The 25,836-nt window shown below is 66.1% G+C and carries 25 protein-coding genes; all 25 read right to left on the bottom strand.

Annotated elements, in window-relative coordinates; translation table 11 throughout:
• Position 1 precedes the first annotated feature (1 nt).
• The 25 genes from metK to rpsD all read right to left on the bottom strand — a co-directional run bounded on the left by metK (position 2) and on the right by rpsD (position 25,756).
• Positions 2–1,198 (bottom strand): methionine adenosyltransferase, encoded by a 1,197-nt coding sequence (gene metK / locus FB562_RS05220; RefSeq protein WP_141880176.1) that lies wholly within the window; start codon positions 1,196–1,198, stop codon positions 2–4.
• A gap of 48 nt (positions 1,199–1,246) precedes the next feature.
• A complete protein-coding gene (gene coaBC, locus FB562_RS05215; RefSeq protein ID WP_141880175.1) occupies positions 1,247–2,437 on the bottom strand; it encodes a bifunctional phosphopantothenoylcysteine decarboxylase/phosphopantothenate--cysteine ligase CoaBC in 1,191 nt (396 codons plus the stop codon).
• 51 nt (positions 2,438–2,488) lie between these two features.
• Positions 2,489–2,755, bottom strand: a complete 267-nt coding sequence (gene rpoZ, locus FB562_RS05210) for a DNA-directed RNA polymerase subunit omega (protein ID WP_141880174.1) — start codon at positions 2,753–2,755, stop codon at positions 2,489–2,491.
• A 22-nt stretch (positions 2,756–2,777) separates the two neighbouring features.
• On the bottom strand, positions 2,778–3,692 hold the full coding sequence (gmk, locus tag FB562_RS05205) for a guanylate kinase (RefSeq protein ID WP_141880173.1): 915 nt from the start codon (positions 3,690–3,692) through the stop codon (positions 2,778–2,780).
• Positions 3,693–3,701: 9 nt separating this feature from the next.
• Entirely contained in the window at positions 3,702–4,601 is a 900-nt protein-coding gene (gene pyrF, locus FB562_RS05200) for an orotidine-5'-phosphate decarboxylase (RefSeq protein WP_141880172.1), read from the bottom strand.
• Complete coding sequence (carB, locus tag FB562_RS05195; RefSeq protein WP_141880171.1) at positions 4,561–7,854, bottom strand: carbamoyl-phosphate synthase large subunit; 3,294 nt, start codon at positions 7,852–7,854, stop codon at positions 4,561–4,563. The genes pyrF and carB overlap by 41 nt, the downstream gene beginning before the upstream one ends.
• On the bottom strand, positions 7,854–9,014 hold the full coding sequence (carA, locus tag FB562_RS05190; protein ID WP_141880170.1) for a glutamine-hydrolyzing carbamoyl-phosphate synthase small subunit: 1,161 nt from the start codon (positions 9,012–9,014) through the stop codon (positions 7,854–7,856). The genes carB and carA overlap by 1 nt, the downstream gene beginning before the upstream one ends.
• The gene (locus tag FB562_RS05185; protein ID WP_185740461.1) at positions 9,014–9,553 is read right to left on the bottom strand and encodes a PH-like domain-containing protein; all 540 of its coding nucleotides are present in this window, start codon (positions 9,551–9,553) and stop codon (positions 9,014–9,016) included. Before FB562_RS05185 ends, carA begins: the two co-directional genes overlap by 1 nt.
• Complete coding sequence (locus FB562_RS05180; protein ID WP_141880169.1) at positions 9,546–10,895, bottom strand: dihydroorotase; 1,350 nt, start codon at positions 10,893–10,895, stop codon at positions 9,546–9,548. The genes FB562_RS05185 and FB562_RS05180 overlap by 8 nt, the downstream gene beginning before the upstream one ends.
• Positions 10,892–11,845: an aspartate carbamoyltransferase catalytic subunit gene (locus FB562_RS05175; protein WP_141880168.1), complete on the bottom strand. Its 954-nt coding sequence runs from the start codon at positions 11,843–11,845 to the stop codon at positions 10,892–10,894. Before FB562_RS05175 ends, FB562_RS05180 begins: the two co-directional genes overlap by 4 nt.
• Positions 11,842–12,393, bottom strand: coding sequence for a bifunctional pyr operon transcriptional regulator/uracil phosphoribosyltransferase PyrR (pyrR, locus tag FB562_RS05170; RefSeq protein ID WP_141880167.1), 552 nt, complete (start codon positions 12,391–12,393; stop codon positions 11,842–11,844). Before pyrR ends, FB562_RS05175 begins: the two co-directional genes overlap by 4 nt.
• Positions 12,394–12,478: 85 nt before the next feature.
• Positions 12,479–13,369, bottom strand: a complete 891-nt coding sequence (locus FB562_RS05165) for an ABC transporter permease (RefSeq protein ID WP_141880166.1) — start codon at positions 13,367–13,369, stop codon at positions 12,479–12,481.
• Between the two features lie 2 nt (positions 13,370–13,371).
• On the bottom strand, positions 13,372–14,400 hold the full coding sequence (locus FB562_RS05160; protein WP_141880165.1) for an aliphatic sulfonate ABC transporter substrate-binding protein: 1,029 nt from the start codon (positions 14,398–14,400) through the stop codon (positions 13,372–13,374).
• 58 nt (positions 14,401–14,458) lie between these two features.
• Positions 14,459–15,271: an ABC transporter ATP-binding protein gene (locus FB562_RS05155; RefSeq protein WP_246081342.1), complete on the bottom strand. Its 813-nt coding sequence runs from the start codon at positions 15,269–15,271 to the stop codon at positions 14,459–14,461.
• Between the two features lie 84 nt (positions 15,272–15,355).
• A complete protein-coding gene (gene nusB, locus FB562_RS05150; protein WP_141880163.1) occupies positions 15,356–15,769 on the bottom strand; it encodes a transcription antitermination factor NusB in 414 nt (137 codons plus the stop codon).
• Positions 15,769–16,332, bottom strand: coding sequence for an elongation factor P (gene efp, locus FB562_RS05145; protein ID WP_141880162.1), 564 nt, complete (start codon positions 16,330–16,332; stop codon positions 15,769–15,771). Before efp ends, nusB begins: the two co-directional genes overlap by 1 nt.
• 120 nt (positions 16,333–16,452) lie before the next feature.
• Positions 16,453–17,526: a 3-dehydroquinate synthase gene (gene aroB, locus FB562_RS05140; RefSeq protein ID WP_141880161.1), complete on the bottom strand. Its 1,074-nt coding sequence runs from the start codon at positions 17,524–17,526 to the stop codon at positions 16,453–16,455.
• 35 nt (positions 17,527–17,561) lie between these two features.
• On the bottom strand, positions 17,562–18,122 hold the full coding sequence (locus FB562_RS05135; protein WP_141880160.1) for a shikimate kinase: 561 nt from the start codon (positions 18,120–18,122) through the stop codon (positions 17,562–17,564).
• 5 nt (positions 18,123–18,127) lie between these two features.
• Positions 18,128–19,339, bottom strand: a complete 1,212-nt coding sequence (aroC, locus tag FB562_RS05130; RefSeq protein WP_141880159.1) for a chorismate synthase — start codon at positions 19,337–19,339, stop codon at positions 18,128–18,130.
• A gap of 45 nt (positions 19,340–19,384) precedes the next feature.
• Positions 19,385–20,254, bottom strand: coding sequence for a shikimate dehydrogenase (locus FB562_RS05125; protein WP_141880158.1), 870 nt, complete (start codon positions 20,252–20,254; stop codon positions 19,385–19,387).
• Complete coding sequence (gene mltG / locus FB562_RS05120) at positions 20,254–21,513, bottom strand: endolytic transglycosylase MltG (protein WP_141880157.1); 1,260 nt, start codon at positions 21,511–21,513, stop codon at positions 20,254–20,256. Before mltG ends, FB562_RS05125 begins: the two co-directional genes overlap by 1 nt.
• Entirely contained in the window at positions 21,513–21,974 is a 462-nt protein-coding gene (gene ruvX / locus FB562_RS05115) for a Holliday junction resolvase RuvX (protein WP_141880156.1), read from the bottom strand. The genes mltG and ruvX overlap by 1 nt, the downstream gene beginning before the upstream one ends.
• 2 nt (positions 21,975–21,976) lie before the next feature.
• On the bottom strand, positions 21,977–24,634 hold the full coding sequence (gene alaS / locus FB562_RS05110; protein WP_141880155.1) for an alanine--tRNA ligase: 2,658 nt from the start codon (positions 24,632–24,634) through the stop codon (positions 21,977–21,979).
• A gap of 72 nt (positions 24,635–24,706) precedes the next feature.
• Positions 24,707–24,934: a M15 family metallopeptidase gene (locus tag FB562_RS05105; protein ID WP_141880154.1), complete on the bottom strand. Its 228-nt coding sequence runs from the start codon at positions 24,932–24,934 to the stop codon at positions 24,707–24,709.
• A 192-nt stretch (positions 24,935–25,126) separates the two neighbouring features.
• Positions 25,127–25,756, bottom strand: coding sequence for a 30S ribosomal protein S4 (gene rpsD, locus FB562_RS05100; RefSeq protein ID WP_141880153.1), 630 nt, complete (start codon positions 25,754–25,756; stop codon positions 25,127–25,129).
• Positions 25,757–25,836: the final 80 nt, after the last annotated feature.

Raw genomic sequence — 25,836 nt, 5'->3', positions numbered from 1 at the left:
GTCAGGCTCCGGCGGCGGCGCGCAGCTCGTCGACGCGGTCCAACCGCTCCCAGGTGAAATCGGGCAGCTCGCGACCGAAGTGGCCATAGGTCGCCGTCTTGGCGTAGATCGGGCGGAGAAGGTCGAGATCACGGATGATCGCGCGCGGACGCAGATCAAACACCTGTCGGATCGCCTCGATGATGCGCCGCTCGTCGACCGTGTTGGTGCCGAAACTCTCGACGTAGAGGCCTACAGGCGACGCCTTGCCGATCGCGTAGGCCACCTGCACCTCAAGCCTGTCGGCGAGGCCAGCGGCGACCACGTTCTTAGCGACCCAGCGCAGCGCATAGGCGGCAGAGCGATCGACCTTCGACGGATCCTTGCCGCTGAAGGCGCCTCCGCCATGGCGAGCGGCACCCCCGTAGGTGTCGACGATGACCTTGCGGCCGGTCAGGCCGGCGTCGCCCTTCGGACCGCCGATCTCGAAACGCCCCGTCGGGTTGACCAGAAGTGTGACCTGCGAGGCGTCGAGCCCGGTCGTGGCGAGGACGGGATCGATCACGAGTTCGCGAACCTCGGCCTCAAGCGTCGACGAGATGACGCCCGGGGCGTGCTGGGTCGAGAGCACCACGGTGTCGATGGTGCGGGGCACGAGGCCGTCGTATCCGACCGTGACCTGGGTCTTGCCATCGGGCCGGAGGTAGTCGAGCAGACCCTCCTTGCGGACCTCTGCGAGGCGCTCTGCGAGCCGGTGGGCTGTCCAGGCCGGAAGCGGCATGAACGACGGCGTCTCATTCGTTGCGAAGCCGAACATGATGCCCTGGTCACCCGCACCCTGAGAGTCGATGTCGTCGTGGCCGACGCCCTGCCGCTGCTCGATCGCATGATCGACGCCCTGGGCGATGTCGGGCGACTGCGCACCGATCGAAACGGTCACGCCACAGTTGGCACCATCGAATCCGACCTCGGAAGAGTCGTAGCCGATGCTCCGGATGACCTCACGCACGATGCCGGGAATCTCGACATAGCCCTTGGTCGTCACCTCACCTGCGACATGTACGAGCCCGGTTGTCACAAGCGTCTCGACGGCGACGCGGCTGTGCGGATCTTCAGTGAGCATCGCATCCAGGATGCTGTCGGAGATCTGGTCGGCCATCTTGTCTGGATGGCCTTCTGTGACCGATTCCGAGGTGAAGAGACGCAGCGGAGTTGTCATGGAGAATTGGGCCTTAACTGGGTAGATGTGGGGCGAGGACAGGGCGGCTCATACGAGCAGGTCAAGGATATGACCGGCCACCGACGCCTTACTGCCCGAGGCTTCGCTCACTATATCGCCGGCCCGATCCAGGACGACGATCGAGTTACCGTCTGTGGCGAAGCCCTCACTCCAGCCGACCCTGTTGAGGACGAGATAGTCGCATCCCTTGCGGGCGATCTTCTCTCGCCCAAGACGCAGGAACTCCTCGCGGTCGGTTTCTGTCTCAGCGGCGAAACCGATGACGACGCGGTCGGCTCGGTTCGTTGCGGCAAGCCCGGCGAGGATATCCGGATTCTTGACAAGACGGAGCGAGAGCTCATCGCCCTGCTGGTCCTTCTTGATCTTCGACGGCGCGACGTCCTCCGGACGGTAGTCGGCGACAGCAGCGGCCATGATGACCACATCCGCACCACGGGCTGCCTCGTCGACGACGGACTTCAACTCGGCCGCAGAACTCACCTGTCGAACCGTGACCGATGCGGGCGCAGCAACCTCGAGATTCGCGGCGATCAGCGTGACGGATGCGCCGCGCGCAACGGCCACCTCAGCCAGCGCCACACCCTGCCTACCACTCGATCGGTTGCCGATGAAGCGAACCGGGTCGAGCGCCTCGCGCGTGCCACCGGCCGATATGACGATCGACCTGCCCGTGAGGTCACGTGGCTGCACGGTGAGCATTGCGGCCTCGACGATGTCATCGGGCTCAGACATCCGCCCGGGACCGGAGTCAGCCCCCGTGAGTCGACCCTCGGCCGGGCCCACGACGACGACGCCCCTGGCCTGGAGGGTGGCGATGTTCGCGACCGTCGCAGGATGCTGCCACATCTCCGTGTGCATGGCGGGAGCGATCACGAGCGGCGCTCTGCTCGCCAGGATGCTGTTGCCGAGCAGGTCATCGGCGATGCCCGCAGCGAGCTTCGCGATCGAGTTGGCAGTGGCAGGGGCCACGATGATCAGGTCTGCGGCCTGGCCGATGGCCACGTGCCGCACCTCACTGACCCCCTCGTAGAGATCCGTGTGCACCGGATTGCGACTGATCGCCTCAAATGTGGGGAGCCCAATGAAACGCAGCGCCGACTCCGTCGGGATCACGTGGACGTCATGCCCTGCAAGAACGAGGGCCCTGACGAGCCCGACCGCCTTGTACGCGGCGATGCCGCCCGTGATTCCGACGACGATGTTGAGTGAACCGGGCACGGCTCCCCCTCCCGATCCGAAACGCGCGACTGGATCCCTGCCGGGACGGCCCTACTCTGTCGTCTCTGCGAGGGGTTTGACGACCAGCTTGTCCTCGTTGATCTCGTGCATGGCGACAGAGAGAGGCTTGTCGTCGATGGTCGAGTCGACGAGAGGACCGACGTTGTCGAACAGGCTTCCCTCGTGGAGGTCGGCGTAGTAGTCGTTGATCTGGCGGGCACGCTTGGACGCGAAGATGACAAGAGCGTACTTGGAATCGACCTTCGAGAGCAGCTCGTCGATGGGCGGATCGATGATGCCCTGTGTGCGGTTGACCATGGTGATGTGCTCCTTGTGGCCGCTATACGGCCGTCGTGCGCGTTCGTGAGGTAGACATCAAGTCTACGACCTCTTGCGCGGCCTCGCTGACGTCGTGGTTGACGACCTTCACATCGAACTCGTTCTGGGCCGCGAGTTCGGTCTTCGCGGTCTCCAACCGGCGGGCCTGCTCCGCAGCATCCTCGGTGCCCCGCCCGATGAGTCGACGCACCAGCTCCTCCCAACTCGGAGGCAGGAGGAACACCAGAACGGCCTCCGGCATGACACGCTTCACGGAGCGCGCCCCTTGGATGTCGATCTCGAGCAGAACGCTGCGCCCGGAGGCGAGGGCCTCGTCGATGGGAGCACGCGGAGTCCCGTAGCGGTACGCATTGTGCACCGTCGCAGTCTCGAGCATCTGGCCCGAGGCCTCGAGCCTGTCGAACTCCTCATCGCTGACGAAGAAGTAGTTCACCCCTTCGACCTCGCCCGGTCGCGGCTTGCGCGTCGTGGCCGAGACGGAGAGATGGACATCCGGGTAGTTCTCCCTGATGTGGGTGGAGACGGTGCCCTTGCCGACGGCGGTGGGGCCTGCGAGCACGACAAGCCTGCTCATGGCTGTTCCGCGCGCGGCCATGCGGTCGTTCAGCCAGGAGAGGAGGCGGACTCGCTGGCGTCGTCCGAGACCCCCGACCCGCTTCGAATCGGCCATGCCGAGTTCGTTCATGATGCGCGCGACCCGAACCGGCCCGAGCCCAGGGATGCTGCCGAGAAGCTCTCGCACGCGCAGTGACGACTCCGCCCGTGCGCCATCGTTCCACGCGGAATCCAGCACATCTATGACAGGGCGTCGTCTTGCGGCGACGTCAGCCTTGATCGCGGCCCGCGCGCGTCGGGCGGCGACTGCCGCATGGGCCGCCGCGACTCGATCGACCTCGGGAGGCGTCATCCGCTGCATGGGGTAATCCTAGGATGCATCCGCAGGTGCGGCCGCGGCCTCTTCCTGCTGCCGAGCCACCGCCGCGGCGACGCCGTCAGGGCCGGCTGAGAGGATGCTTCGCGATGCCGCGATCACGACAGAGGAGGATGCAGCGCCGAAGATCCTGCGGAAGTCCGCGATCTGGGCACCCTGGTGGCCAAAGCCGGGGGCGAGGATGGGCGTTCGTACAAGCGAGTCCGAGGTGATGCCATATGCGCCGAGTTGGACGGTCGCGCCGAGCACAAGGCCCAAGGAGCCGAGTCGGGCAGCCGACGGGCTGTTGAGCGCGTTCCATTCGGCGGCATCGGATGCGATGGACTCAGCGACGCTGCTCCCCGCGGCGGTGACGGCCTGCTGGATACCCGCCGCCTCCGGATTTGATGTCGCCGCGAGGATGAACAGCCCTTTGCCGTTCTCAACGGCCAGCTCGACGACCTGATCGAGCGATCCGAAGCCTTGGAAGGCGCTGACGGTCAGAGCATCCGCCTCGAGGGGGCTGCCGGGGCGCAGCCAGGACTGACCGTACGCCTCGACGCTCGTGCCCACATCGCCGCGCTTCGCATCCGCGATGACGAGGATGCCCGCCGAGCGTGCTGCGGCGATCACCTCCTCGAGCGCTGAATAGCCGGCGGAGCCATGCCGTTCGAAGAACGCGACCTGCGGCTTGACGATGCCCGCATGTCCGACGCTCGCCTCTACGACGCGCAGGCCGAACTGCCGCAGTCCGGACGCTGAGTCGGGAAGCCTCCACTGCTCGAGCAGGTACGGATGCGGGTCGATCCCGACGCAGAGCCGACCGCGCGACGAGAAGACGGCGTCGAGCCGCTCACCGAAGGACAGGACGGGTTCAGCCAATGCGGGCCAGCCTGTCGGCGCGCTCGATCGCATAGGACTGGAGCGAATTGACAGAGAAGCCCTCGCGCATCGACTCGATCGAGGACACCGCCGCGCCCACCTGGGCGATCGTCGTGTACAAAGGCAGGTCGGCGGCGACGGCCGCTGCCCTGATCTCGTAGCCATCCGCACGCGCACTCCGACCGCTGGGAGTGTTGATGACGATGTCAACCTTCGACCCGTTGATGAGGTCGACGATGGTGGCCTCACCCTCCCCCTGCTCGTACTTGGCGACGATCTCCGCATCGATGCCGTTGCGGCTCAGGATCTCGGCGGTGCCGAGGGTTGCGAGGATGGTGAAGCCGAGCTGCTGCAGACGCAGCACAGGCAGCACGATGGCTCTCTTGTCACGGTCTGCGACCGAGACGAAGACCGTTCCCGAGCTCGGAAGACGCACGGATGCCGCAACCTGGCTCTTCGCGAAGGCCTTCGGATAGTTGACGTCAAAGCCCATGACCTCCCCCGTCGAGCGCATCTCCGGACCCAGCACGGAGTCGACGATGCGACCCTCTCTGGTCCGGAAGCGCTTGAACGGGAGGACCGCCTCCTTCACCGCGACCGGAGAATGCATGGGGACGATCGAGCCATCATGCTTCGGGAGGGAGCCGTCGGCGATGAGCTCGTCGATCGTGGTGCCGACCATGATGCGGGCCGCCGCCTTCGCGATCTGCGTCCCTGTGGCCTTCGCGACGAAGGGAACGGTGCGCGAGGCACGCGGATTCGCCTCCAGCACGTAGAGGACACCGGCGCCGATCGCGAACTGCACATTGAGCAGGCCGCGCACTCCGATCCCCTTCGCGATCGCGAGCGTCGCCTCGCGCACCTGCGCGATCTGGCCTCGGCCCAGCGTGACGGGCGGCAGGGTGCAGCTCGAGTCGCCCGAGTGGATGCCGGCCTCCTCGATGTGCTCCATGACGCCGCCCACGTAGAGCTGCTCCCCGTCATAGAGCGCGTCGATGTCGATCTCCACGGCGTCGTCGAGGAAGCGATCGACGAGGAGCGGATGACCGGGCGCGATCACGACCTGCCCCTTCATGCGCTCGAAGTAACCCGAGAGTGAGGCGCTGTCGTAGATGATCTCCATGCCGCGGCCTCCGAGCACGAAGGACGGCCGCACGAGCACGGGGTAGCCGATCTCCTCCGCCACAGCGATCGCCTCGGCAGCGTCCGTCGCCGTCCCGTTGCGGGGCGCCACGAGCCCGGCCTGATCGAGGATCCCCTGGAACAGGCCGCGCTCCTCGGCGAGGTCGATGGCATCGGGCGAGGTGCCGAGGATGGGGACACCGGCCTCCTGCAGCCCCTTGGCCAGCCCGAGGGCAGTCTGCCCACCGAGCTGCACGATGACCCCGACGAGCTCGCCGCTCTTCTGCTCAGCATGGATGACCTCGAGCACGTCCTCGAGCGTGAGCGGCTCGAAGTACAGACGATCGGAGGTGTCGTAGTCGGTCGACACCGTCTCGGGGTTGCAGTTGATCATGATCGTCTCGTAGCCGGCATCCGACAGCGCGAACGAGGCGTGGACGCAGGAGTAGTCGAACTCGATCCCCTGGCCGATCCGGTTCGGGCCGGATCCGAGGATCACGACCTTGCGCCGATCGCTCGGCACGACCTCTGTCTCCTGCTCGTAGCTGGAGTAGTGGTACGGGGTGAGCGCCGGGAACTCGCCGGCACACGTGTCGACGGTCTTGAACACGGGGCGCACGCCGAGCGCGTAGCGTGCGGCGCGCACTCCGGCTTCGTCCAGCCCACGGAGGGAGGCGATCTGGGCGTCGCTGAAGCCGTGCTCCTTGGCATGACGCAGAACATCGGCGTCGAGCGCGGCTGCCTCGCGGACATCCGCAGCGACCTCGTTGATGAGCACGATCTGATCGAGGAACCAGGGGTCGATGCCCGTCGCATCGAAGAGCTCCTCGACGGTGGCCCCCGCGACGAGAGCCTGCTGCACGACGACGATACGACCATCGGTGGGCACCGCAGCGACCGCCAGCAGCTCGTCCTTCGTGCGCGCGTCGCCGTCCCAGTGGAACGATGAACCGCGCTTCTCGAGTGACCGCAGCGCCTTCTGGAGAGCCATCGCATAGTTACGGCCGATCGCCATGGCCTCCCCCACGGACTTCATCGTGGTCGTCAGCGTGGTGTCGGCGGCCGGGAACTTCTCGAAGGCGAAGCGAGGAACCTTGACGACGACATAGTCGAGTGTCGGCTCGAAGCTCGCGGGGGTCACCTTGGTGATGTCGTTGGGGATCTCATCGAGCCGGTAGCCGATCGCCAGCTTGGCGGCGATCTTCGCAATCGGGAAGCCCGTCGCCTTCGAGGCGAGGGCGCTCGAGCGGGAGACCCGCGGGTTCATCTCGATGACGATGACGCGCCCCGTCGCGGGGTCGATGGCGAACTGGATGTTGCAACCGCCGGTGTCGACGCCGACGGCCCGGATGATGTCGATCCCGATGTTGCGCAGGTTCTGGAATTCAACATCGGTGAGGGTGAGGGCGGGCGCGACCGTGATCGAGTCACCGGTGTGCACGCCGACGGGATCGACGTTCTCGATCGAGCAGACGACGACCGTGTTGTCGGAGGTGTCGCGCATGAGCTCGAGCTCATACTCCTTCCAGCCGAGGATGGACTCCTCGAGCAGGACCTCCGTCGTGGGGCTCTGGTGCAGCCCGTCGGTGACCATGCGAACGAGATCTTCTCGCGTGTAGGCGAAGCCCGAGCCGAGGCCACCCATAGTGAACGACGGTCGGATGACGAGCGGGTAACCGAGGTCCTCCGCGAAGTCGATCGCCTCATCCACCGTGTGGGCGATGTGGGAGCGGGCGACATCCGCGCCGCACTCCAGCACGAGCTCCTTGAAGATCTGGCGGTCCTCGCCCTTCTGGATGGCCTCGAAGTTCGCGCCGATCAGCTCGACGCCGTACTTCTCGAGGATGCCGTGTTCGTGAAGCTCGATGGCCGCGTTCAGCGCTGTCTGGCCGCCCAGCGTCGGCAGGATCGCATCCGGCTTCTCCTTCTGGATGATCGATTCGATGACCTGCCACGTGATCGGCTCGACATAGGTGGCGTCGGCGAAGTCGGGGTCGGTCATGATCGTCGCCGGGTTCGAGTTGATGAGGATGACGCGCACGCCCTCCTCACGAAGCACGCGGCACGCCTGGGTTCCGGAGTAGTCGAACTCGCAGGCCTGGCCGATGACGATGGGGCCGGAACCGATGACGAGGACTGATTTGATGTCGTCGCGCTTGGGCATTACTTTTCCTCGCTGGTTGAGCCGGTCGAAGCCTGGTTCTCGAGAACCATGTCGCGGAAGCGGTCGAAGAGATAGTTGGCATCGTGCGGACCCGCCGCTGCCTCGGGGTGGTATTGCACCGAGAATGCGGGGATGTCGAGGGCGCGGAGGCCCTCGACCACGTTGTCGTTGAGGTTCACATGGCTGACCTCGACCCTGCCGAAGCCGGCGGGCGACTCGCTGGGACCATCGGTCGGCGCGTCCACGGCGAATCCGTGGTTGTGTGCGGTGATCTCAACCCGGCCGGTCGCCTTGTCGACGACGGGCTGGTTGATTCCGCGGTGCCCGAAGGCGAGCTTGTAGGTGCCGTAGCCGAGCGCACGGCCGAGCAGCTGGTTGCCGAAGCAGATGCCGAAGAACGGCAGACCCTCCCTCAGCACCGCCTGCAGAAGCTCGACATGGCGGTCGGATGCCTCAGGGTCGCCGGGACCGTTCGAATAGAACACTGCGCTCGGCTGGAGGGCGATGAGCTCCTCGAACGAGACCGTCTGCGGGAGCACGTGTACATCGAAGCCGCGTGCGGAGAGGTAGCGCAGCGTGGAGGCCTTCACCCCGAGATCGAGCACGGCGACGGAGCCGATGCGCTCCCCCTCCGCCTCAACCAGGTACGGCTCGCTCGTGGACACACTGCCGGAGAGGTTCTGGCCCGACATCTCGGCGGATGACCGCACAGCTGCGAGCTGCTCTTCTTCACCCAGTGCCGCGTCGGCGCCGGAGAAGATCCCCGCACGCATGACTCCGGCGTCGCGCAGTCGCCGCGTCACCGCGCGGGTGTCGATCCCGCTGATTCCGACGATCTTCTCGGCCAGCAGATTGTCATCGAGGCTGCCCGTGGCCCGGTGGTTCGAGACGACACGGGAGGGGTCGCGCACGACGAAGCCGTTGACCCAGATACGGGGCGACTCGACGTCTTCGCGGTTGACCCCGGTGTTGCCGATGTGGGGCGCCGTCATGACGACGATCTGCCCCGCGTAGGACGGGTCGGTCAGGGTCTCCTGATAGCCGGTCATCCCGGTCGCGAAGACGGCCTCACCGAAGGTGCGGCCTGTGGCGCCGTAGGCACGCCCCGTGAATCTGCTGCCGTCCTCGAGAACGAGAACGGCGGGTTCTGCAATTGCCATCAGGCGGTTCCTCCCAGGCTTGGAGTTGAAGGGTTCGATTCGCGGAGGCCCATGACGGCCGCGATCAGGTCTCGTGAGTCTGCTGGCGCATCCGGTCGCAGATAGCTGTCGACGGCGACGCGGGTGCCGGATGCGTCATCGACGAGCTCCCAGGCGATGAGCACCAGGCCGTCGGCCTCGACGACCCTGTCGATCGTCCACGTGGCGCGGTCGGCTCCGCGGAGCTCGGTGACGGGGATGAAGATCGTCTGCTGACCGGGTATGTCGAGGGTGATGCCGTCGTCGAGTACCGAGACGGATGCCCGAGCACGGAAACCGAGGCCGTGAACGGCCACGCGGTTGAGCGGCTCGCCGGCGACCGTCGTCGCGACGTAGAAGAGCTCAGCGGAGAACCGCGACTCCCCGGGCTGGGAGGAGAGCCGGCGCGGCTCCGGCACCGCGTGCTGGCGCCTGCGTCGGGCGTGCCACCCGAGGTACATGAGGGCGAGCAGCAGCGCCAGAAACCCGATGACGAGCAGCATCAGCGCTGACCTATCCATGGCGTGCCTCCGATCCGGTCGAGGCACGCGCCGCGACCGCGACCTGCGTGGCGTCGAGCAGCACGCCGTCGAGGACCGTCGGATAGCCGTCGTGAACGGTCGCGATGACGCGTCCGGGAAGCTCCACCGCGAGATACGGAGAGTTCGTGCTCCGGCCGTGGAGGTGCTCTGTGCCGAAGCTGCGCCGCACGCTCGGGTCGTAGAGCGTGAAGTCGGCGCGCGCGCCCTCCACGATCCCCTGCTCGTAGCCGCTGAGGCGCCCGATGCGGGCAGGAGCGGCGGAGAACACCCGGGCGATATCGGTCCACCCGAGATGCCCCGTGTCGACCACGGATGCCTGTACGACCGAGAGAGCCGACTCCAGACCGACCATCCCGAATGCGGCGGCGCTCCACTCGCATTCCTTCGCCTCCGGCGGATGCGGGGCATGGTCTGTCGCGATGATGTCGATCGTGCCATCAGCGAGGCCTTCGCGCAGCGCCTGGACATCCTCGGCGCGGCGAAGAGGAGGATTCACCTTGTAGCGGGCGTCGTAGCTGCGCACGAGTTCCTCATCGAGCAGCAGGTGGTGCGGAGTCACCTCCGCCGTCACGGCGATGCCCCGGGACTTGGCCCAGCGAACAACGTCGACCGAGCCTGCCGTCGAAAGGTGGCAGATGTGTACCCGGGAGCCGACGTGCTCGGCGAGGAGTACATCGCGGGCGATTATGGCCTCCTCGGCGACGGCGGGCCATCCGGCAAGCCCCAACTCGCCCGACACGACGCCCTCGTTCATCTGTGCGCCCTCGGTCAGCCGTGGCTCTTGGGCATGCTGTGCGATGACGCCGTCGAAGGCCTTTACATATTCGAGTGCGCGACGCATGAGCAGCGCATCGGAGACGCAGCGTCCGTCGTCGCTGAACACGCGCACCGCAGCGCGGCTACCGGCCATGGCGCCGATCTCGGCAAGGGCGGAGCCCTCCAGACCGACGGTGACGGCGCCGACGGGGCGCACGGTGACGTATCCGGCGGCACGCCCGAGGGACTCGACCTGCTCGACCACCCCTGCCGTGTCGGCGACGGGCGACGTGTTTGCCATGGCGTGGACGGCCGTGAACCCGCCGATCGCGGCGGCGCGCGAGCCGCTCAGAACAGTCTCGCTCTGCTCGGCGCCCGGCTCGCGAAGATGCGTGTGCAGATCGACGAGGCCCGGCAGCGCAACGAGGCCGTCGCCATCGACGACGCGCGCCCCCGCGGAGCTGAGCCCACTGCCGAGTTCGGCCACGAGACCGCCACTGACGCGGATATCTGTCGTCGTGCCGTCGGCAAGGCGTGCGCCCTTGACGATGATCGTGTCGTTCACAGCACGTCCTCCCGTTCACCAGAAAGCAAGAGGTACAGCACTGCCATCCTCACCGAAACCCCGTTGGCGACCTGCTCGAGCACTGTGGACGCCGGCGAATCGGCGGCGGCCGAGGAGATCTCCAGGCCGCGATTCATCGGGCCGGGGTGCATGACAATGCTACTCGGGCCGAGCTGGGCGAGCCGCGCATCGTCGAGGCCCCACAGCCGCGAGTACTCGCGCGCATTCGGGAAGAAGGCTGCATGCATCCGTTCCGCCTGAATACGCAACATCATGACAACATCGCCGGGCTCCCGAAGTGCCTCGTCGAGGTCGTAGCCGACGGAGACGGGCCACGAGGAGACACCGACGGGCAGCAGGGTCGGCGGGGCTACCAGACGAACGGATGCGCCGAGCGTCGTCAGTAACCACGCATTAGACCGCGCGACCCTGGAGTGCAGGATGTCACCCACCAGGGTGACCGTGACACCGTCGAGGTCGCGCGTTCGGGCGCAATCCCCGTGCAGCCGGCGCCTGATCGTGAACGCGTCGAGGAGTGCCTGCGTGGGGTGTTCATGGGTGCCGTCACCGGCGTTCACAATGCCCGCGTCGATCCATCCGCTCGCCGCCAGCGTCTGGGGCGCACCGGAGGCGCCGTGACGCATCACGACGGCATCCGCACCGATCGCCGCGAGCGTCTGGGCGGTGTCCTTGAGGCTCTCGCCCTTCGACACGCTCGAGCCCTTGGCCGAAAAGTTGATCACATCGGCGCTCAGCCGCTTGGCGGCCGCCTCGAAGGAGATGCGGGTACGGGTGGAGTCCTCGAAAAAGAGGTTGACGACCGTCTTTCCTCGCAGCGCTGGAAGCTTCTTGACCTCGCGGGTGGCCACATCCGCCATGTCCTCTGCGATGTCGAGGATGCGCACGGCATCCTGTCGGGAGAGATCCCTCGTGCTGAGCAGGTGCCTCATGAGCGGGCCTCCTGCGCCTCGTCGTCGATGCTCACATGCTCTTCGCCATCGACCTCGGCAAGGCGTACATAAATGCGCTCGCGCTGGGACGACGGCAGGTTCTTGCCCACGAAGTCGGGGCGGATGGGCAGCTCCCGATGTCCGCGATCCACAAGGGCCGCGAGACGGACGATGCGGGGTCGACCGATGTCGCCGATCGCGTCGAGAGCAGCCCGGATGGTGCGCCCGGAGAAGAGCACATCGTCGACGAGCACCACGACCCTGCCGTCGAGGCCGGAATGCGGGATCTGCGTCGGTGATGGGGTGCGAACCCTGCCGCGGGAGAGGTCGTCGCGGTACATGGTCACGTCGAGCGAGCCAGCTTCGACGGTCGTGCCGGAGATCTCGCTGATGAGGGACGCGATGCGCCGAGCCAGGAAAGCGCCCCGAGTGGGGATTCCGAGAATCACGAGACCGTCTGCGCCGCGATTCGACTCGAGGATCTCATGGGCGATGCGCGTCAACGCGCGCGAGATATCAGCTTGCTGCAGAACGATACGCTCCGGCAATCTGACCTCCTTTCCCGCCTCTCTGGACGGATGTTAAAGGATGTCTGAACACCACCAGTCTAGGGGGTGCTCTCCGCCTACGGCGTCAGCCCCACCTCTTGAGCAGGTATTTCTCCAGGAGCCCGATGAGGGCATCCGTCGTCTTGCCAAGGATGCCCAGCAGGATGATCGTGAGGAAGAGGCGGTCGATGCGACCGTTGTTCTGGGAATCGTTCAGGAGGAAGCCGAGGCCCCTCGACGACGCCAGGAGCTCAGCGGCGACCAGGAACAGCCAGGCCTGAGCGAGTGCGAGCCGCAGGCCGGAGACGATGCTGGGGATGACCGCCGGCAACTGCACCTGCGCCAGAAGTTCGAGGCGGGTCAGGCCGTAGGCGCGGCCCAGTTCGACGAGCTGGCGGTCGACATGCCTGAGCGAGCCTGCGACGGTGGTGAAGACCGGGAACAGGGCGCCGATCGCGATCAGCGTGACCTTCGAGTCCTCGCCGATACCCAGGTAGAGCAGGAGCAGGGGCACCCACGCGAGCGAGGGCACGGCGCGAAGTGCACCGATCGACGGCGAGAGGAACGCCGATCCCCAGCGGGAGAGGCCGACGATCGAGCCGAGCACAAGCCCGGCGACGGCACCGAAGACGAAGCCGAGGAGAACGCGCTGGGTCGAGATGGCGATGTGGGTCGCGAGGGTGCCATTCTCGATCATCGAGATCGCTGCGGTGACGACGCGCTCAGGTGACGGCATCCGGTGCGTCGGGACAAGCTCGTACTCGGTGGCGAGATACCACGCGGCGAGGGCCGCGATCGGGATGACGAACCCGGCGAGCACAATCCACCACGAACGAGAGCGCCTACGTCCCGGCTGCTTGGGCTGGGAGTTCGCCTCCGTGCCCGCAGCCGAATATCCGTAGCCCGAGACGTACTGGTGCAGCGTCGCCGAGGGCTCGGCAGCGGGTTCGCGCTTCTCGTTCGTGGTGACCGTCATGATCAGTCCTTGATGGAGTCGACGTCGATCGTGTCGTAGAACGAGTCGTTGATGAGGGAATCGAGTGCCGCGTCGATGTCGTCCTGGCTCTCCACGTCATCGGACTCGACGAAGATCGGGCCGACGATCTCGAGTACATCGCGCTGCTTCTGGCCGGGCTTGCCCACGTCGAGGTTGGTGCGCTCGAGTAGGACCTTCTTGGCGACGTCGAGGCTGGTTCCCGAGTAGTCGGCGAGGATCTGGGCAGACTCCTCGGGGTTCTCCGCGGCCCAGATGCGGGCCTTCTCATACGCGTTCACGACGACCTGCGCGACATCCGCGTGGTTCGTCACGAAGTCCTCCGTGGCGTTGAGGAAGCCGTAGGTGTTGAAGTCGATGTTGCGGTAGATCAGCTTCGCCCCGCTGTCGAGCTCCGTCGTGGCCATGATCGGGTCGAGGCCCGACCATGCGTCGACGGCGCCCGTGACGAGCGCGTTTCCTCCGTCAGCGTGCTGCAGGTTCTCCACCGTGACCTCGTCGAGACCGATGCCGGCCTCGTCGAGGGTCTGAAGCAGGAAGAAGTATGGATCGGTTCCCTTCGTGGCGGCGATCGTCTTGCCACGCAGGTCCTCGACAGAGGAGATGTCGGAGTCGGCGCCAACAACGATGGCCGCCCACTCGGGCTGCGAGTAGAGCGAGATCACCTGGATGGGTGAGCCGTTCGACCGGGCGAGGAGCGCCGCAGAACCCGCTGTGGAACCAACGTCGACGGCGCCAGCACGCAGCGCCTCATTCGCCTTGTTCGAGCCCGCGGACTGCAGCCAGGTCACGGTCACTCCATCAAGCTTTCCCTCGAGCCAGCCCTTCTCCTTGATGATGAGGCTCAGCGGGTTGTAGGTCGCGAAGTCGATGTCGAGGGTGTCGGTGCTCCACTCGCCCGCCGCTGCGGTGTCGGCGTCGAGGGCCGAGCCCTCACCTGCGACACAACCAGCGAGCACGAGCGCGCTGGCAGCGGCAAGGGCGACTGTCGAAAGGGTCGTGCTGAGTTTCATTCGGTGTTCCTCGGGTCTGCTGTGAATGGGTGGCTGATGGGGTGGAAGGGGTGGCGGGTCAGGCTGCGTGATGGCTGTGCACGCCGAGGCCGTCGAGCAGCTCGGCACGCAGCTGGGCGAGGGTCGCGTCGCCGCGGTCGCGGGGCCTCTCCCCCGGAACCTGCATGATGCTTCGGATGCCTGCCCCGCTGTTGCGCGGAGCATCCGGATCGCTGCCGATCAGTACGACCCGGTCTGAGAGGTAGAGTGCCTCGTCGACGTCATGGGTCACGAGCAGGATGCTGGTGGGCTCGGCCGCGTGCACATCGAGCAGCAGATCCTGCATCTGGAGACGGGTGAGGGCGTCGAGCGCGCCGAAGGGTTCGTCGAGCACCAGAACGCCGGGCCGGCGGGCGAGCGCACGGGCGAGAGAGGCGCGCTGCGCCATTCCCCCGGATACCTCACGCGGGCGCAGGCTGCTGGCCTCGGAGAGTCCTACGAGCCGGAGCAGCTCGGCGACCCGTTCGCGGCCGGCCGTCCTGTCGATTCCCTTGGGGAGGCCGAGGGCCACATTGTGCTCGATCGTGCGCCAGGGAAGCAGCCGAGGCTCCTGAAAGCCCACAGAGCAGCGAAGGTCGATGCCGGTGACCTCGTCACCGTCGATCGCGACCGTGCCGGTGCTCGGGCGGTCGAGCCCGGACACCTGACGGAGAAGGGTCGACTTGCCGCAGCCGGATGCGCCGAGGAGCGCAACGATCTCGCCGGGCGCGATCTCGAGGGAGACACCGCTCAGGACCACGCGGTCGCCGAAGGAACGCCCAACACCCTGGAGGCGCACGGAGAGACCTCCGGAGGATACGGAGGGCGAGCTGATGGCGCTGACTGTTGACACACCCCGACAGTAGGGCTCAGCCGAGGCCGTCAGAAATCACGACGTAACGCGGCGAAACTTTTGCTTCTCCGCCGAGGTGTCCGGCTAGCCGCGAAGCTGCGCGATCCTCGCCAGCAGCCCGTTCACGAAGCTCGCAGAGTCGTCTGTGCTGAGTTCCTCGGCAAGCCGCACCGCTTCTGAGATGGCAACCGCATCCGGCACTTGCTCGTTGAACATGATCTCCCAGATGCCCATCCGGAGGAGGGCGCGGTCGAGCACGGGCATCCGGTCGATCGTCCAGCCCTGCGAATAGGTCTCGATGAGCTCATCGATCTCATCGCCATGCTCGGTGATACCGGTGACGATTTCGAGCGCGTACTGCCAGGATGCGGCCCGGTCGGGCTGTTCGCTGGCGCGCGCCGATTCTGCGGCGATCGCGGAGTTCAGAGAGATCTCGCGGACATCCGCCCCGTACAGGAGGTCAACGGCGCGCTTGCGTGCCTTGGTGCGTGCGCTCACTAGTCGTTGACGCGGCCCAGGTAGTCGCCCGTGCGGGTGTCGACCTTGACCTTCGTGCCGGTCTCGAGGAACAGCGGCACCTGAATCTGGTAGCCGGTCTCAACGGTGGCCGCCTTGGTGCCGCCTGTCGAGCGGTCGCCCTGCAGGCCCGGCTCGGTGTATGTGATCTCCAGGACCACGGATGCCGGCAGGTCGATGTACAGCGGGTTGTCGTTGTTGAGGGCGATCGTCACCGGCTGGTTCTCGAGCATGAAGTTCTCGGCGTCGCCCACGACCGATGCGGCGACGTTGATCTGGTCGTAGTCGGTCGAGTCCATGAACACGAAGGAGTCGCCGTCTTTGTACAGGTACGTGAAGTCGCGGCGGTCGACGTTCTCGATCTCGATCTTGGTGCCCGCGTTGTAGGTCTTGTCGACCGTCTTGCCCGTGACGACGTTCTTCATCTTGGTGCGAACGAAGGCGCCCCCCTTGCCCGGCTTGACATGCTGGAAGTCGATGACCGTCCAGAGCTGGCCATCGATCTTGATGACGACGCCGTTCTTGATGTCAGCGGTTGAAGCCATGAGGATATCCGTTCGATTGTGGTGGAAACGACGAGTCGCCGCCGTGAGAAGCATGGGCGATAGCGCCGGAGGGAGAGTTTACCGGCTCGAGCGCCCGATGCCCAAAGGAGCGGCGCGGAGCTAGGATGCGATCTCCTGATAGGCGGCGAACAACAGGCTCTGATCGGGCCCCGCGAGCACGGTCGGCTTGCCGATGTCATCGAGGATGATGAAGCGCAGCAGATCTCCCCTGGCCTTCTTGTCGCGCTTCATGACGCTGAGAAGCGTGTTCCACCGTCCACCGGGGTAGGTCGTCGGCAGTTGGAGAGACTCAAGCACGGAGCGGTGGCGGTCGACCGCCTCATCGGAAAGACGCCCGGTGAGTCGCCCGAGCTCTGCAGCGAACATCATCCCCACCGAGACGGCGGCGCCGTGTCGCCACTGGAAGCGCTCCGCGTACTCGACGGCGTGCCCGAGCGTGTGCCCGTAATTCAGGATCTCGCGCTCCCCGGTTTCTGTGAAGTCATTTCCGACGACCCGAGCCTTGATGCCGATCGACAGCTCCACGATCCTGCGAAACTCGTCGGTTCGTGGATCGCTCGCACGGGCGACATCACCCTCAATGATGTCGAGGATCTCGGGCTCGGCGATGAAGCCGTATTTGACGACCTCTCCGAAGCCAGCGAGGATCTCCATCTCGCTGAGCCCCGTGAGCGTGTCGAGGTCGACCACGACACCAGCCGGTGCGTAGAAGGCTCCGACGAGATTCTTCCCCTCGTTGGTGTTGATGCCGGTCTTGCCACCGATGGCTGCATCGACCATGCCCAGCAGGGTCGTGGGAACCTGCACGAGGCGCACGCCACGCAGCCAGGTTGCGGCGACGAAGCCCGCGAGATCGGTGACGGCCCCGCCACCGAAACCGATGACGGCGTCGGAACGGGTGAAGTCAGACTGGCCCAGAACCTGCCAGCAGAAGGCGGCAACCTCAACGCGCTTGCCGGCTTCGGCATCCGGAATCTCCGCGAGCAGAACCTCGTAATGATCGGAGAGATCCTCCCGGAGCTTCTCGGCGCGCGCGCCCAGTGTCGCCGGGTGCACGATAAGCACCTTGCGAGCATCCGGCCCGATAAGTTCGGGCAGCGATCCGAGGATGTCGCGACCGACGAGCACCGGATAGTCCGGGGTGCCATTGACGGTTATGGTCGTGATGCTCACTTCGAAGCCCCTTTCAGGACTGTGTTGATCTGGGTTCAGTGCTGGGCGTCGGTGGAGGCCTGGACGGCGGTCGCGGACGGGGTATCATGCGCCTGTTGCTCCACGACCCATTCCACGATCTCATGGGCAATCGTGTCGAGCGGGCGGGAGGAGGTGTCCCAGCTTGCGTCGGCGAGTTCTTCATAGACGTGGACGCGCTGCTCGACGAGGCTCTTCCACGCGTCGACCCCGCCTCCGAGGAGCGGACGCTTGCCTCCGGTGATACGCGACGCCACGGCCTCTGCGCTCACCGTGAGGCGAACCACTCGCTGCCTTGCGAAGTCCGCGCGGGTCGCGGGATGCATGACCGCGCCGCCCCCGACCGAGAGCACGCAGGATTCGCCGAGGGCGCGCTCGACAGCGGCACGTTCGAGCTCCCGGAAGTAGGGCTCCCCGTGCTCAGAGAAGATATCTGCGACAGGGCCATGCTCGGCGACGATGCGCTTGTCGGTGTCGATGAACGCAATGCCGAGCTCACCCGCCACGCGCTTGCCGAGCCGAGTCTTGCCCGAGCCGGGTGCCCCGATGAGGATGAGAACGGGGGATGCATCTGCCATCGTGATCAGGCCAGCTCGGGATCTGCTGCGGTCGTCGTCGTGAGCAGTTCGGGAATGGAATCGAGATATGCGCGAAGGTTGCGTCGGGTCTCTCCGACAGAGTCTCCCCCGAATTTCTCGAGCATGGCGTCGGCCAGCACGAGCGCGACCATCGCCTCGGCGACGACACCTGCGGCAGGAACGGCACAGACATCCGAGCGCTGATGATGCGCCTCAGCGGCCTCGCCGCGTGCGACATCGACGGTACGCAGCGCATGGGGAATCGTCGCGATCGGCTTCATCCCGGCCCGCACCCGAAGCACCGTGCCCGTGCTCATGCCACCTTCGGTGCCGCCGGCCCTGTCGCTCGAGCGCGTGATCCCCTCAGCGGTCTGGAAGAGCTCGTCGTGAGCCTCGGAACCGCGGCGGGTGGTCGTCAGGAAACCGTCTCCGACCTCCACGCCCTTGATCGCCTGGATGCCCATGAGCGCGCCGGCGAGGCGCGAGTCGAGCCTGCGATCCCAGTGCGTGTAGGAGCCGAGGCCCGGAGGCAGCCCGTAGGCGAGCACCTCGACAACGCCGCCCAGCGTGTCGCCGTCGTCATGCGCTTTGTCGACCTCGGCAACCATGAGGGCGGATGTCGCGGCATCGAAACAGCGCAGCGGATCGGCGTCGAGCCCCGCGACGTCATCAGGAGAGGGCAGCGCTGAGCCGTCGGGAACGCGAACGGTGCCGATCGACAGGGTGTGGCTGACGAGCCGGATGCCGAGCTCACCGAGGAAGCAGCGGGCGACCGATCCCAGGGCGACCCTGGCCGCAGTCTCACGGGCGCTGGCGCGCTCGAGCACGTTGCGGGCCTCAGGGAAGTCGTATTTCTGCATGCCAACCAGGTCGGCATGGCCGGGCCTCGGGCGGGTGAGCGCCGCACCCCTGCCCTTCGGAAGGGTCTCGGGGTCCACCGGAGATGCGCTCATGACATCGACCCAGCGCGGCCACTCGGTGTTTCCGATGCGCAGAGCGACAGGGCTCCCCATCGTCTTGCCGAAGCGGATGCCGCCCGAGACGTCGAGCTGATCCTCTTCGAACTTCATGCGCGCACCCCGCCCGTAGCCGAGCTTGCGGCGGGCGAGATCGGCCCTGATGTCATCGAGCGATACGGGCACACCGGCGGGCAATCCCTCAAGGATCGCCACGAGTTCCGGGCCGTGGGATTCTCCAGCGGTCAACCAACGAAGCATGTAGACGATCTTCCCACAGCGGGCGGCCCGTGAATTCCGCGCGCGTCAGGGCACAGGGAGGGCGACGCTCGATCGCATGGCTGACAGGACATCCGCCTCGCCGTCCAGAGCATCGTCGGCCTGACCGGAGACGAAGATGCGCACCTGCAGCAGCGCCTGGAACACAAGCATCTCGAGGCCGGAGATCACGCGGCCGCCGGCCTCCTCCCAGTGGGCGGCGAGAGCCGTCGGCCAGGGCTCATAGCCGACATCGAAGAGCACCGAATCTGCTCGCACCGCGTCGTCGAAATGCAGCGCGGCCTCAGCACCATTCGGCAGGGTGCTGATGACGGCGTCCGGGCGCTCCGAGGGATGTTCCCCCAATGGTTCGATGTGGATCCGTAGGCCAAGGCGTTCGCCGAGGTCGACGAGCCCGAGGCTGCGCTGCGGGCTGCGAACCGACAAGGTCACTCGGCGGGCACCGAGATGCGCCGCCGCGACGATCGCGGAGGCCGCGGTCGCGCCGCCGCCGAGGACCTGAGCGTGGTCGATCTCGACGACACCGGCACGCTCGAATGCGGCAGTGATGCCGTAGACATCCGTGTTGAAACCTCGGCGGCGACCCCCGTCGAAGAGCAGCGTGTTGGCAGCCCCCGTCAGCAGAACCCGCTCGTCGGGCTCGTCGAGCAGCGGCAACACGTCACGCTTGACCGGCATGGTGAGGGACAGTCCTCGCCATTCCGAGCCCAGCCCGTCGAGAAATTCCGGCAGCCGATCCCCGGTCATCTCGAAGCGCTCGTAGCTCCAGGGCAACCCCAGAACCGCGTATGCAGCCGAATGCATCGTCGGCGACTTCGAATGGGCGATGGGGCTGCCGAGCACTGCGAGCCGTGCCTCGCCAACACCTGGCCCCGCCGTTGAGGAGTCGGTCGTCATCAGTCGCAGTTCGGGCTCTTGCTCGTGCGACACCACTCCTGGAGCTGTTTCACGGCCGAATTGTGCTCGGCAAAGGTGGCAGAGAACACCGTCTCACCTGTCTCGAGATTAATGGGCACGAAGTAGAACCACGGGCCATCGACCGGATGCAGTGCGGCATCGATCGCGAGATCCCCAGCAGCGCCGATGGGGCCGGCAGGCAGCCCGGGATTCGCGTAGGTGTTGTAGATGTTGCTTGCGTCTGCACGCTCATCCGGGGTCGTCCAGACCGTATCGGTGCGGCCGGTTCCATAGGAGACCGTCGCATCAGACTCAAGATTCATGGGCTTCTCGAGCCGGTTCGTGAACACGCGGGAGACCTTGTAGAAGTCCTCCTTGATGGGGCCGGCCTCTCGCTGGATGAGCGCGGCCATGGTGAGTACACGATGACGGTCCGCGGGGGCGACACCCGCGTCATCCAGCGCTTGGAAGGTGCGGTTCACCAGAGTCTGCAGGACGGACTGCGCGGTCACCCCCGGATCGAAGGTGTACGTCGCCGGGAAGAGGTAGCCCTCGAGACTCGGCGCCTCCGGGGCGACTCCGTACACCGTCGGATCTGCCGCAGCCGCCTCGAACTCCTCGACGGGGATCTCCGTTGCCGCGCTAAGGATGTCGAAGGCCTGGTGGATGCTTCGGCCCTCGTGGATGAGGGCTGAGTTCTCGACCCTGTTCGCAGGATCGAGCAGAGCATCCAGCGCCGCCCGGGCGCTCATCTTCTCGGCGACGGTGTACACGCCCGGATAGAAGGACGGATTCTCGGCGAGGAGAAGTTCATAGAAGGCGTCATAGCTCTTCACGACATCAGCGCCGACGAGGGTCTGCGCGATGGCATCGCCGTTGTCGCCCGGCTTGATCAGGATCGTGGTCGCTGTCGTCCCCGTGCCCTCGTAGTCCTCCGGCGGGATCTCCCAGCCCATGACCTTGCGGACCTGCTCCTCGTAGTTCAGCCACACATAGCCCACGCTCCCGGCTGCCAGGCCGAGCACGACGAGCAGGGCGACAAGCCAGCCGATCCACCCTCTCCTGCGCCGGGGGCGCCGAGGCTCGTCGTCGTACGGGTCGGGGCGTTGCTGCTCGGCGGCGGCGCGAGCCTCCCTGCGGGACGACGGCGCAGCTGCCCTGCCGTCGGATGCGGGCTGCTGAGCGCCTTCGGCCGGGGTGGGCTCGGGCGTGGGCTGCGAGCGGAAGATATCGTCCCAGCTCGTATCGTCATTCGCCATCATTCGGGTCCTTCGTCCGGGACGACAAGCGTTCCAGGGGGGGTCCCCGAGGACCTCTCGGCGTCGAGGGCATGCTGCAGAATTATAACGGCGGCGACCTGGTCGATGACCGCCCGAGAGTTCTTGGTTGTGCGTCCGTTGGCGCGCAGCGCCTGCTGCGCGGAGACCGTCGACAGCCGCTCGTCGACGAGACGCACGGGAACGCCTGAGACGCTGAGTTCTCTCGCGAAGGCACGCGCGTCATCCGTCGACGGGGTGCTCCCGCCTGACAGCGACAGCGGAAGGCCGACGACGAGCTCGACGGCATCGTGCTCGCGGGCGATCGCCAACACCTCGGCCGCGGAAGAAGCGCTACGGGCGACCGTCTGCACAGGCGTCGCGAGCATCCCATGCAGGTCGCTGCGCGCAACACCCACTCGGGCCTTGCCGACGTCGACGCCGACGCGGATGCCTGCGCGCATCGTCAGCTCGGGAGTTCCGCTTCGATGGTCGACAGCGCTGCCGGAATCGCCGACACGTCGCTGCCTCCGCCCTGAGCCAGGTCGTCTTTACCGCCCCCGCCTCCGCCGAGCATGCCGGCCGCAGCCTTCGCGAGTGCCCCGGCCTTCACGCCGAGCGCCCGGGCGGCCTCGTTGCTGGCAACGATCACGGCCGGCTTGCCACCGATCTCCGCCGCGAGGGCGACGACGGCCGGCTCGCTGCCGAGCCGAGCACGAACCCCCGTGACGAGGGACCGGAGATCATCGGATGACCCGAGCGTTCCGAGCGAGTCGCTCACGAACGTCACGCCTCCGCGACGGACTGCGGCGTCGACAAGCTGCGGGATGCGCTGCGCGAGGGCTGCTGACTCGTACTCTGCGACCCGCTTCTCCGCAGCCTTCAGGTTGGCGACGAGATCCGCGATGCGCTCAGGGAGCTGCTCGCGGGGTGTCTTCAGGCTCGCGGTGAGCTGCGAGACGATGGCCCGCTCCCCCGCCAGCTCGCGGAACGCCTCGATACCCACAAGCGACTCGATCCGACGGTTCGTGGACCCCACCGACGACTCGCTGACGAGGTTGATGAGTCCGATCTCCGAGCTGCTTGCAACGTGCGTTCCCGCACAGAGCTCACGAGACCAGGGGCCACCGATGTCTACGACACGCACGGTGTCGCCATACTTCTCCCCGAAGAGGGCCATCGCGCCGAGCGTCTTCGCCTCCGCGAGCGGCATGACCCGAGTCTCGACCACGAGGTTGCTGCGGATCGCGAGATTCGAGATCTCCTCGATCTCAGACCGTGTCTCCGGCGAGAGCGCCTGATTCCAGTTGAAGTCGAGCCTCATGTACCCGGCCTTGTTGTAGGAGCCGGCCTGGTGAGCATCCGAACCCAGTACCTGACGAAGCGCAGCATGCACCAGATGGGTCGCCGAGTGGGCCTGCGTTGCGCCGCGGCGCCATTCGGGGTCGACGACAGTCGTCGCAGCGTCGTCCACGCCGACCTCACCCGAACGCACCAGGACGCGATGGCTGATCAGCCCCTTGACGGGGCGCTGAACGTCGAGCACCTCGAGTTCGAAACCAGAGCCCACGATCTCGCCGGCATCGGCCTCCTGGCCGCCGGACTCGGCGTAGAGCGAAGTCTCGGCGAGGATGACCTCAGCCGTCTGGCCCGCGATGGCCTTCGTGACAGACTCGCCGTCAACGATGAGGCCCAGTACCCGAGTGTCGGTGTTGAGGTATTCGTAGCCCGTGAAGACCGTCTCACCCTTCGCACGGAACTCGCCATAGACGGAGAGATCAGCAAGGGCCGTCTTCTTGGCCTTCGCATCGGCCTTCGCCTTCGTGCGCTGTTCAAGCATGAGCGAGTCGAAGGCCGCGCGGTCCACACTCAGCCCCGCCTCCTCGGCCATCTCGAGCGTCAGATCGATCGGGAAGCCGAAGGTGTCGTGAAGCAGGAATGCCGTGTCGCCGGGAAGCTGTCTCGTGCCCGCATCACGCGTCTTCGCAACGGCCAGATCCAGGATGTTCGTGCCGCTCGCCAGGGTGCCCAGGAAGTTCTCCTCCTCGGCGTAGGCGAGGCGCGCGATGCGGTCGTAACCGCTCTCCACCTCTGGGTAGGAGGCCTTCATGGCATCGCGAGAAGCGGGGAAGAGCTCGCCGAACGTCGCCGTGTCGACACCGAGCAGTCGCATTGATCGCACGCTCCTGCGGAGCAGACGGCGCAGGATGTAACCACGGCCCTCGTTCGACGGAGTCACGCCGTCAGACATCAGCATCAGGGCAGAACGCACATGGTCGGCTACGACGCGCATCCGCACATCATCCTCGTGGTTGGCGCCGTAGCGACGGCCCGAGAGCTCTGCGGCGCGATCCAGAACAGGCCGTACCTGATCGATCTCGTACATGTTCTCGACGCCCTGCTTGAGGAATGCAACGCGCTCAAGGCCCAGGCCGGTGTCGATGTTCCGTTTGGGCAGTTCTCGAACGACTCGGAAGTCTGTCTTGCTCTTCACATCATCGAGCAGGTATTGCATGAACACGAGATTCCAGATCTCGATGTATCGGTTGTCATCGACGGCAGGGCCGCCCTCCGCGCCGTATGCCGGCCCACGGTCGACATAGATCTCGGAGCAGGGGCCACCGGGGCCCGACTGACCGGTGTGCCAATAGTTGTCGGCCTTGCCGAGTCGCTGGATGCGCTCGTCGGGCAGGCCTGCGATCCGCTTCCAGATCTCGATCGCCTCGTCGTCGTCTTCGTAGACGGTGACCCACAGATCCCGTTCCTCGAAGCCATAACCGCCATCCGCCTCTGACGTCGTCAGCATCTCCCAGGCATAGGCGATCGCCTGCTCCTTGAAGTAATCGCCGAAGGAGAAGTTGCCGTTCATCTGGAAGAACGTGCCATGCCGTGTCGTCTTGCCGACCTCCTCGATGTCGAGGGTGCGGATGCATTTCTGCACGCTCGTCGCACGAGGGTACGGTGCCGGGATCAAGCCGGTCAGATACGGGATGAACGGCACCATGCCAGCAACGGTGAAGAGCAGGGTGGGATCATCGCTGACAAGCGAGGCGGAAGGAACCACGGTGTGGCCCCGGTCGGCGAAGAAGTCGAGCCAGCGTTGACGGATATCGGCGGTCTGCATGTGTTCCTGTACTAGCGGGTCGGCGGCGAGCCGACCGGGTGACGAAGCCGGCGAGGCGGCGAGGTTCTGTGCCTACTCCGCGGCACGCTTGAGGTCGGCGATGGTCTCCTCCGCCTCGGCCACAGCCGCACGAAGCTCTGCCTCGCGGGCCTTGTAGCCGTCGACGACAGCACCGGTGAACTCGCCGACGCGGCTGTCGACCTCTTCAAAGAAGCGGCGACCCTCCGGCGTCTTGTTGATCTGGTGGGCTGCGACGAAGCCGATCGCGGCTCCGGTGATGAGCAACAGGATGTTCTTCATGTCAAAGGCTCCCTGATTGGGTGAATCGAGACGGATCGCGGTAGGCACGATCGGTGCCGTGCCGCCAGGTTCCGTATCGAGCTTAGTGTCTGCTTTCCGTGTGGATCGCCCGACGCTACCAGATGGGCATCCGAGCGTTAACGACAGAAGCGGGCCGCCCAGGGGCGACCCGCTTCTGCGCTCTGCGAGGAACTAGCGCGCGGCGTAGTACTCGACGACGAGCTGGACTTCACACGTGATCGGAACCTCGGCACGCTTCGGGCGACGCACGAGGCGCGCCTGCAGCTTGTCGATCTCGACCTCGAGGTACTCCGGAGTCTTTGGCAGCACGTCGACGTGACCGCCGGCCGCTGCGACCTGGAAGGGCTCCATGCCCTCGCTGCGCGCGTGAACCGCGACCAGCTGGCCGGGCTTGACACGGAACGACGGACGGTCGACGCGCTGGCCGTCGACGATGATGTGACGGTGCACGATCATCTGGCGGGCCTGCGCCGTGGTGCGCGCGATGGCGGCACGGACCAGGATCGCGTCGAGACGCATCTCGAGAAGCTCGACCAGGTTCTCACCGGTCAGGCCCTCGGCGCGGCGCGCCTCCTGGAAGACGATCTTGAGCTGGGCCTCGCGGATGCCGTACTGGGCACGCAGGCGCTGCTTCTCGCGAAGGCGGACAGCGTAGTCACTGTCGGTCTTGCGCTTGGTGCGGCCGTGCTCTCCGGGCGGGTACGGGCGCTTCTCGAAGCCCTTTGCGGCCTTCGGGGTCAGCGGGATGCCGAGCGCACGGGAGAGCTTGGTCTTGCTACGAGTACGTGACTTGGTAGACACGGGTTCCTTTCGATACTGACGTCATCGGTCTTCAGCTGGTTTCGAGCGTGCCGAATGCACGACGAAATATAAGAAGAGGG

The sequence above is a fragment of the Homoserinimonas aerilata genome, assembly GCF_006716125.1.
Taxonomy (GTDB): domain Bacteria; phylum Actinomycetota; class Actinomycetes; order Actinomycetales; family Microbacteriaceae; genus Homoserinimonas; species Homoserinimonas aerilata.
Note: the sequence above shows the minus strand (reverse complement) of the source record. Positions and strands in the feature narration are given on the sequence as shown.

Excerpts from the sequence above, each read along its gene's own strand:
- metK (WP_141880176.1), bottom strand. The coding sequence starts at position 1,198 with ATGACAACTCCGCTGCGTCTCTTCACCTCGGAATCGGTCACAGAAGGC.
- rpoZ (WP_141880174.1), bottom strand. The coding sequence starts at position 2,755 with ATGGTCAACCGCACACAGGGCATCATCGATCCGCCCATCGACGAGCTG.
- gmk (WP_141880173.1), bottom strand. The coding sequence starts at position 3,692 with ATGCAGCGGATGACGCCTCCCGAGGTCGATCGAGTCGCGGCGGCCCAT.
- pyrF (WP_141880172.1), bottom strand. The coding sequence starts at position 4,601 with ATGCGATCGAGCGCGCCGACAGGCTGGCCCGCATTGGCTGAACCCGTC.
- carB (WP_141880171.1), bottom strand. The coding sequence starts at position 7,854 with ATGCCCAAGCGCGACGACATCAAATCAGTCCTCGTCATCGGTTCCGGC.
- carA (WP_141880170.1), bottom strand. The coding sequence starts at position 9,014 with ATGGCAATTGCAGAACCCGCCGTTCTCGTTCTCGAGGACGGCAGCAGA.
- FB562_RS05185 (WP_185740461.1), bottom strand. The coding sequence starts at position 9,553 with ATGGATAGGTCAGCGCTGATGCTGCTCGTCATCGGGTTTCTGGCGCTG.
- FB562_RS05175 (WP_141880168.1), bottom strand. The coding sequence starts at position 11,845 with ATGAGGCACCTGCTCAGCACGAGGGATCTCTCCCGACAGGATGCCGTG.
- FB562_RS05165 (WP_141880166.1), bottom strand. The coding sequence starts at position 13,369 with ATGACGGTCACCACGAACGAGAAGCGCGAACCCGCTGCCGAGCCCTCG.
- FB562_RS05160 (WP_141880165.1), bottom strand. The coding sequence starts at position 14,400 with ATGAAACTCAGCACGACCCTTTCGACAGTCGCCCTTGCCGCTGCCAGC.
- efp (WP_141880162.1), bottom strand. The coding sequence starts at position 16,332 with ATGGCTTCAACCGCTGACATCAAGAACGGCGTCGTCATCAAGATCGAT.
- FB562_RS05135 (WP_141880160.1), bottom strand. The coding sequence starts at position 18,122 with ATGGCAGATGCATCCCCCGTTCTCATCCTCATCGGGGCACCCGGCTCG.
- aroC (WP_141880159.1), bottom strand. The coding sequence starts at position 19,339 with ATGCTTCGTTGGTTGACCGCTGGAGAATCCCACGGCCCGGAACTCGTG.
- FB562_RS05125 (WP_141880158.1), bottom strand. The coding sequence starts at position 20,254 with ATGACGACCGACTCCTCAACGGCGGGGCCAGGTGTTGGCGAGGCACGG.
- mltG (WP_141880157.1), bottom strand. The coding sequence starts at position 21,513 with ATGGCGAATGACGATACGAGCTGGGACGATATCTTCCGCTCGCAGCCC.
- ruvX (WP_141880156.1), bottom strand. The coding sequence starts at position 21,974 with ATGCGCGCAGGCATCCGCGTCGGCGTCGACGTCGGCAAGGCCCGAGTG.
- alaS (WP_141880155.1), bottom strand. The coding sequence starts at position 24,634 with ATGCAGACCGCCGATATCCGTCAACGCTGGCTCGACTTCTTCGCCGAC.
- FB562_RS05105 (WP_141880154.1), bottom strand. The coding sequence starts at position 24,934 with ATGAAGAACATCCTGTTGCTCATCACCGGAGCCGCGATCGGCTTCGTC.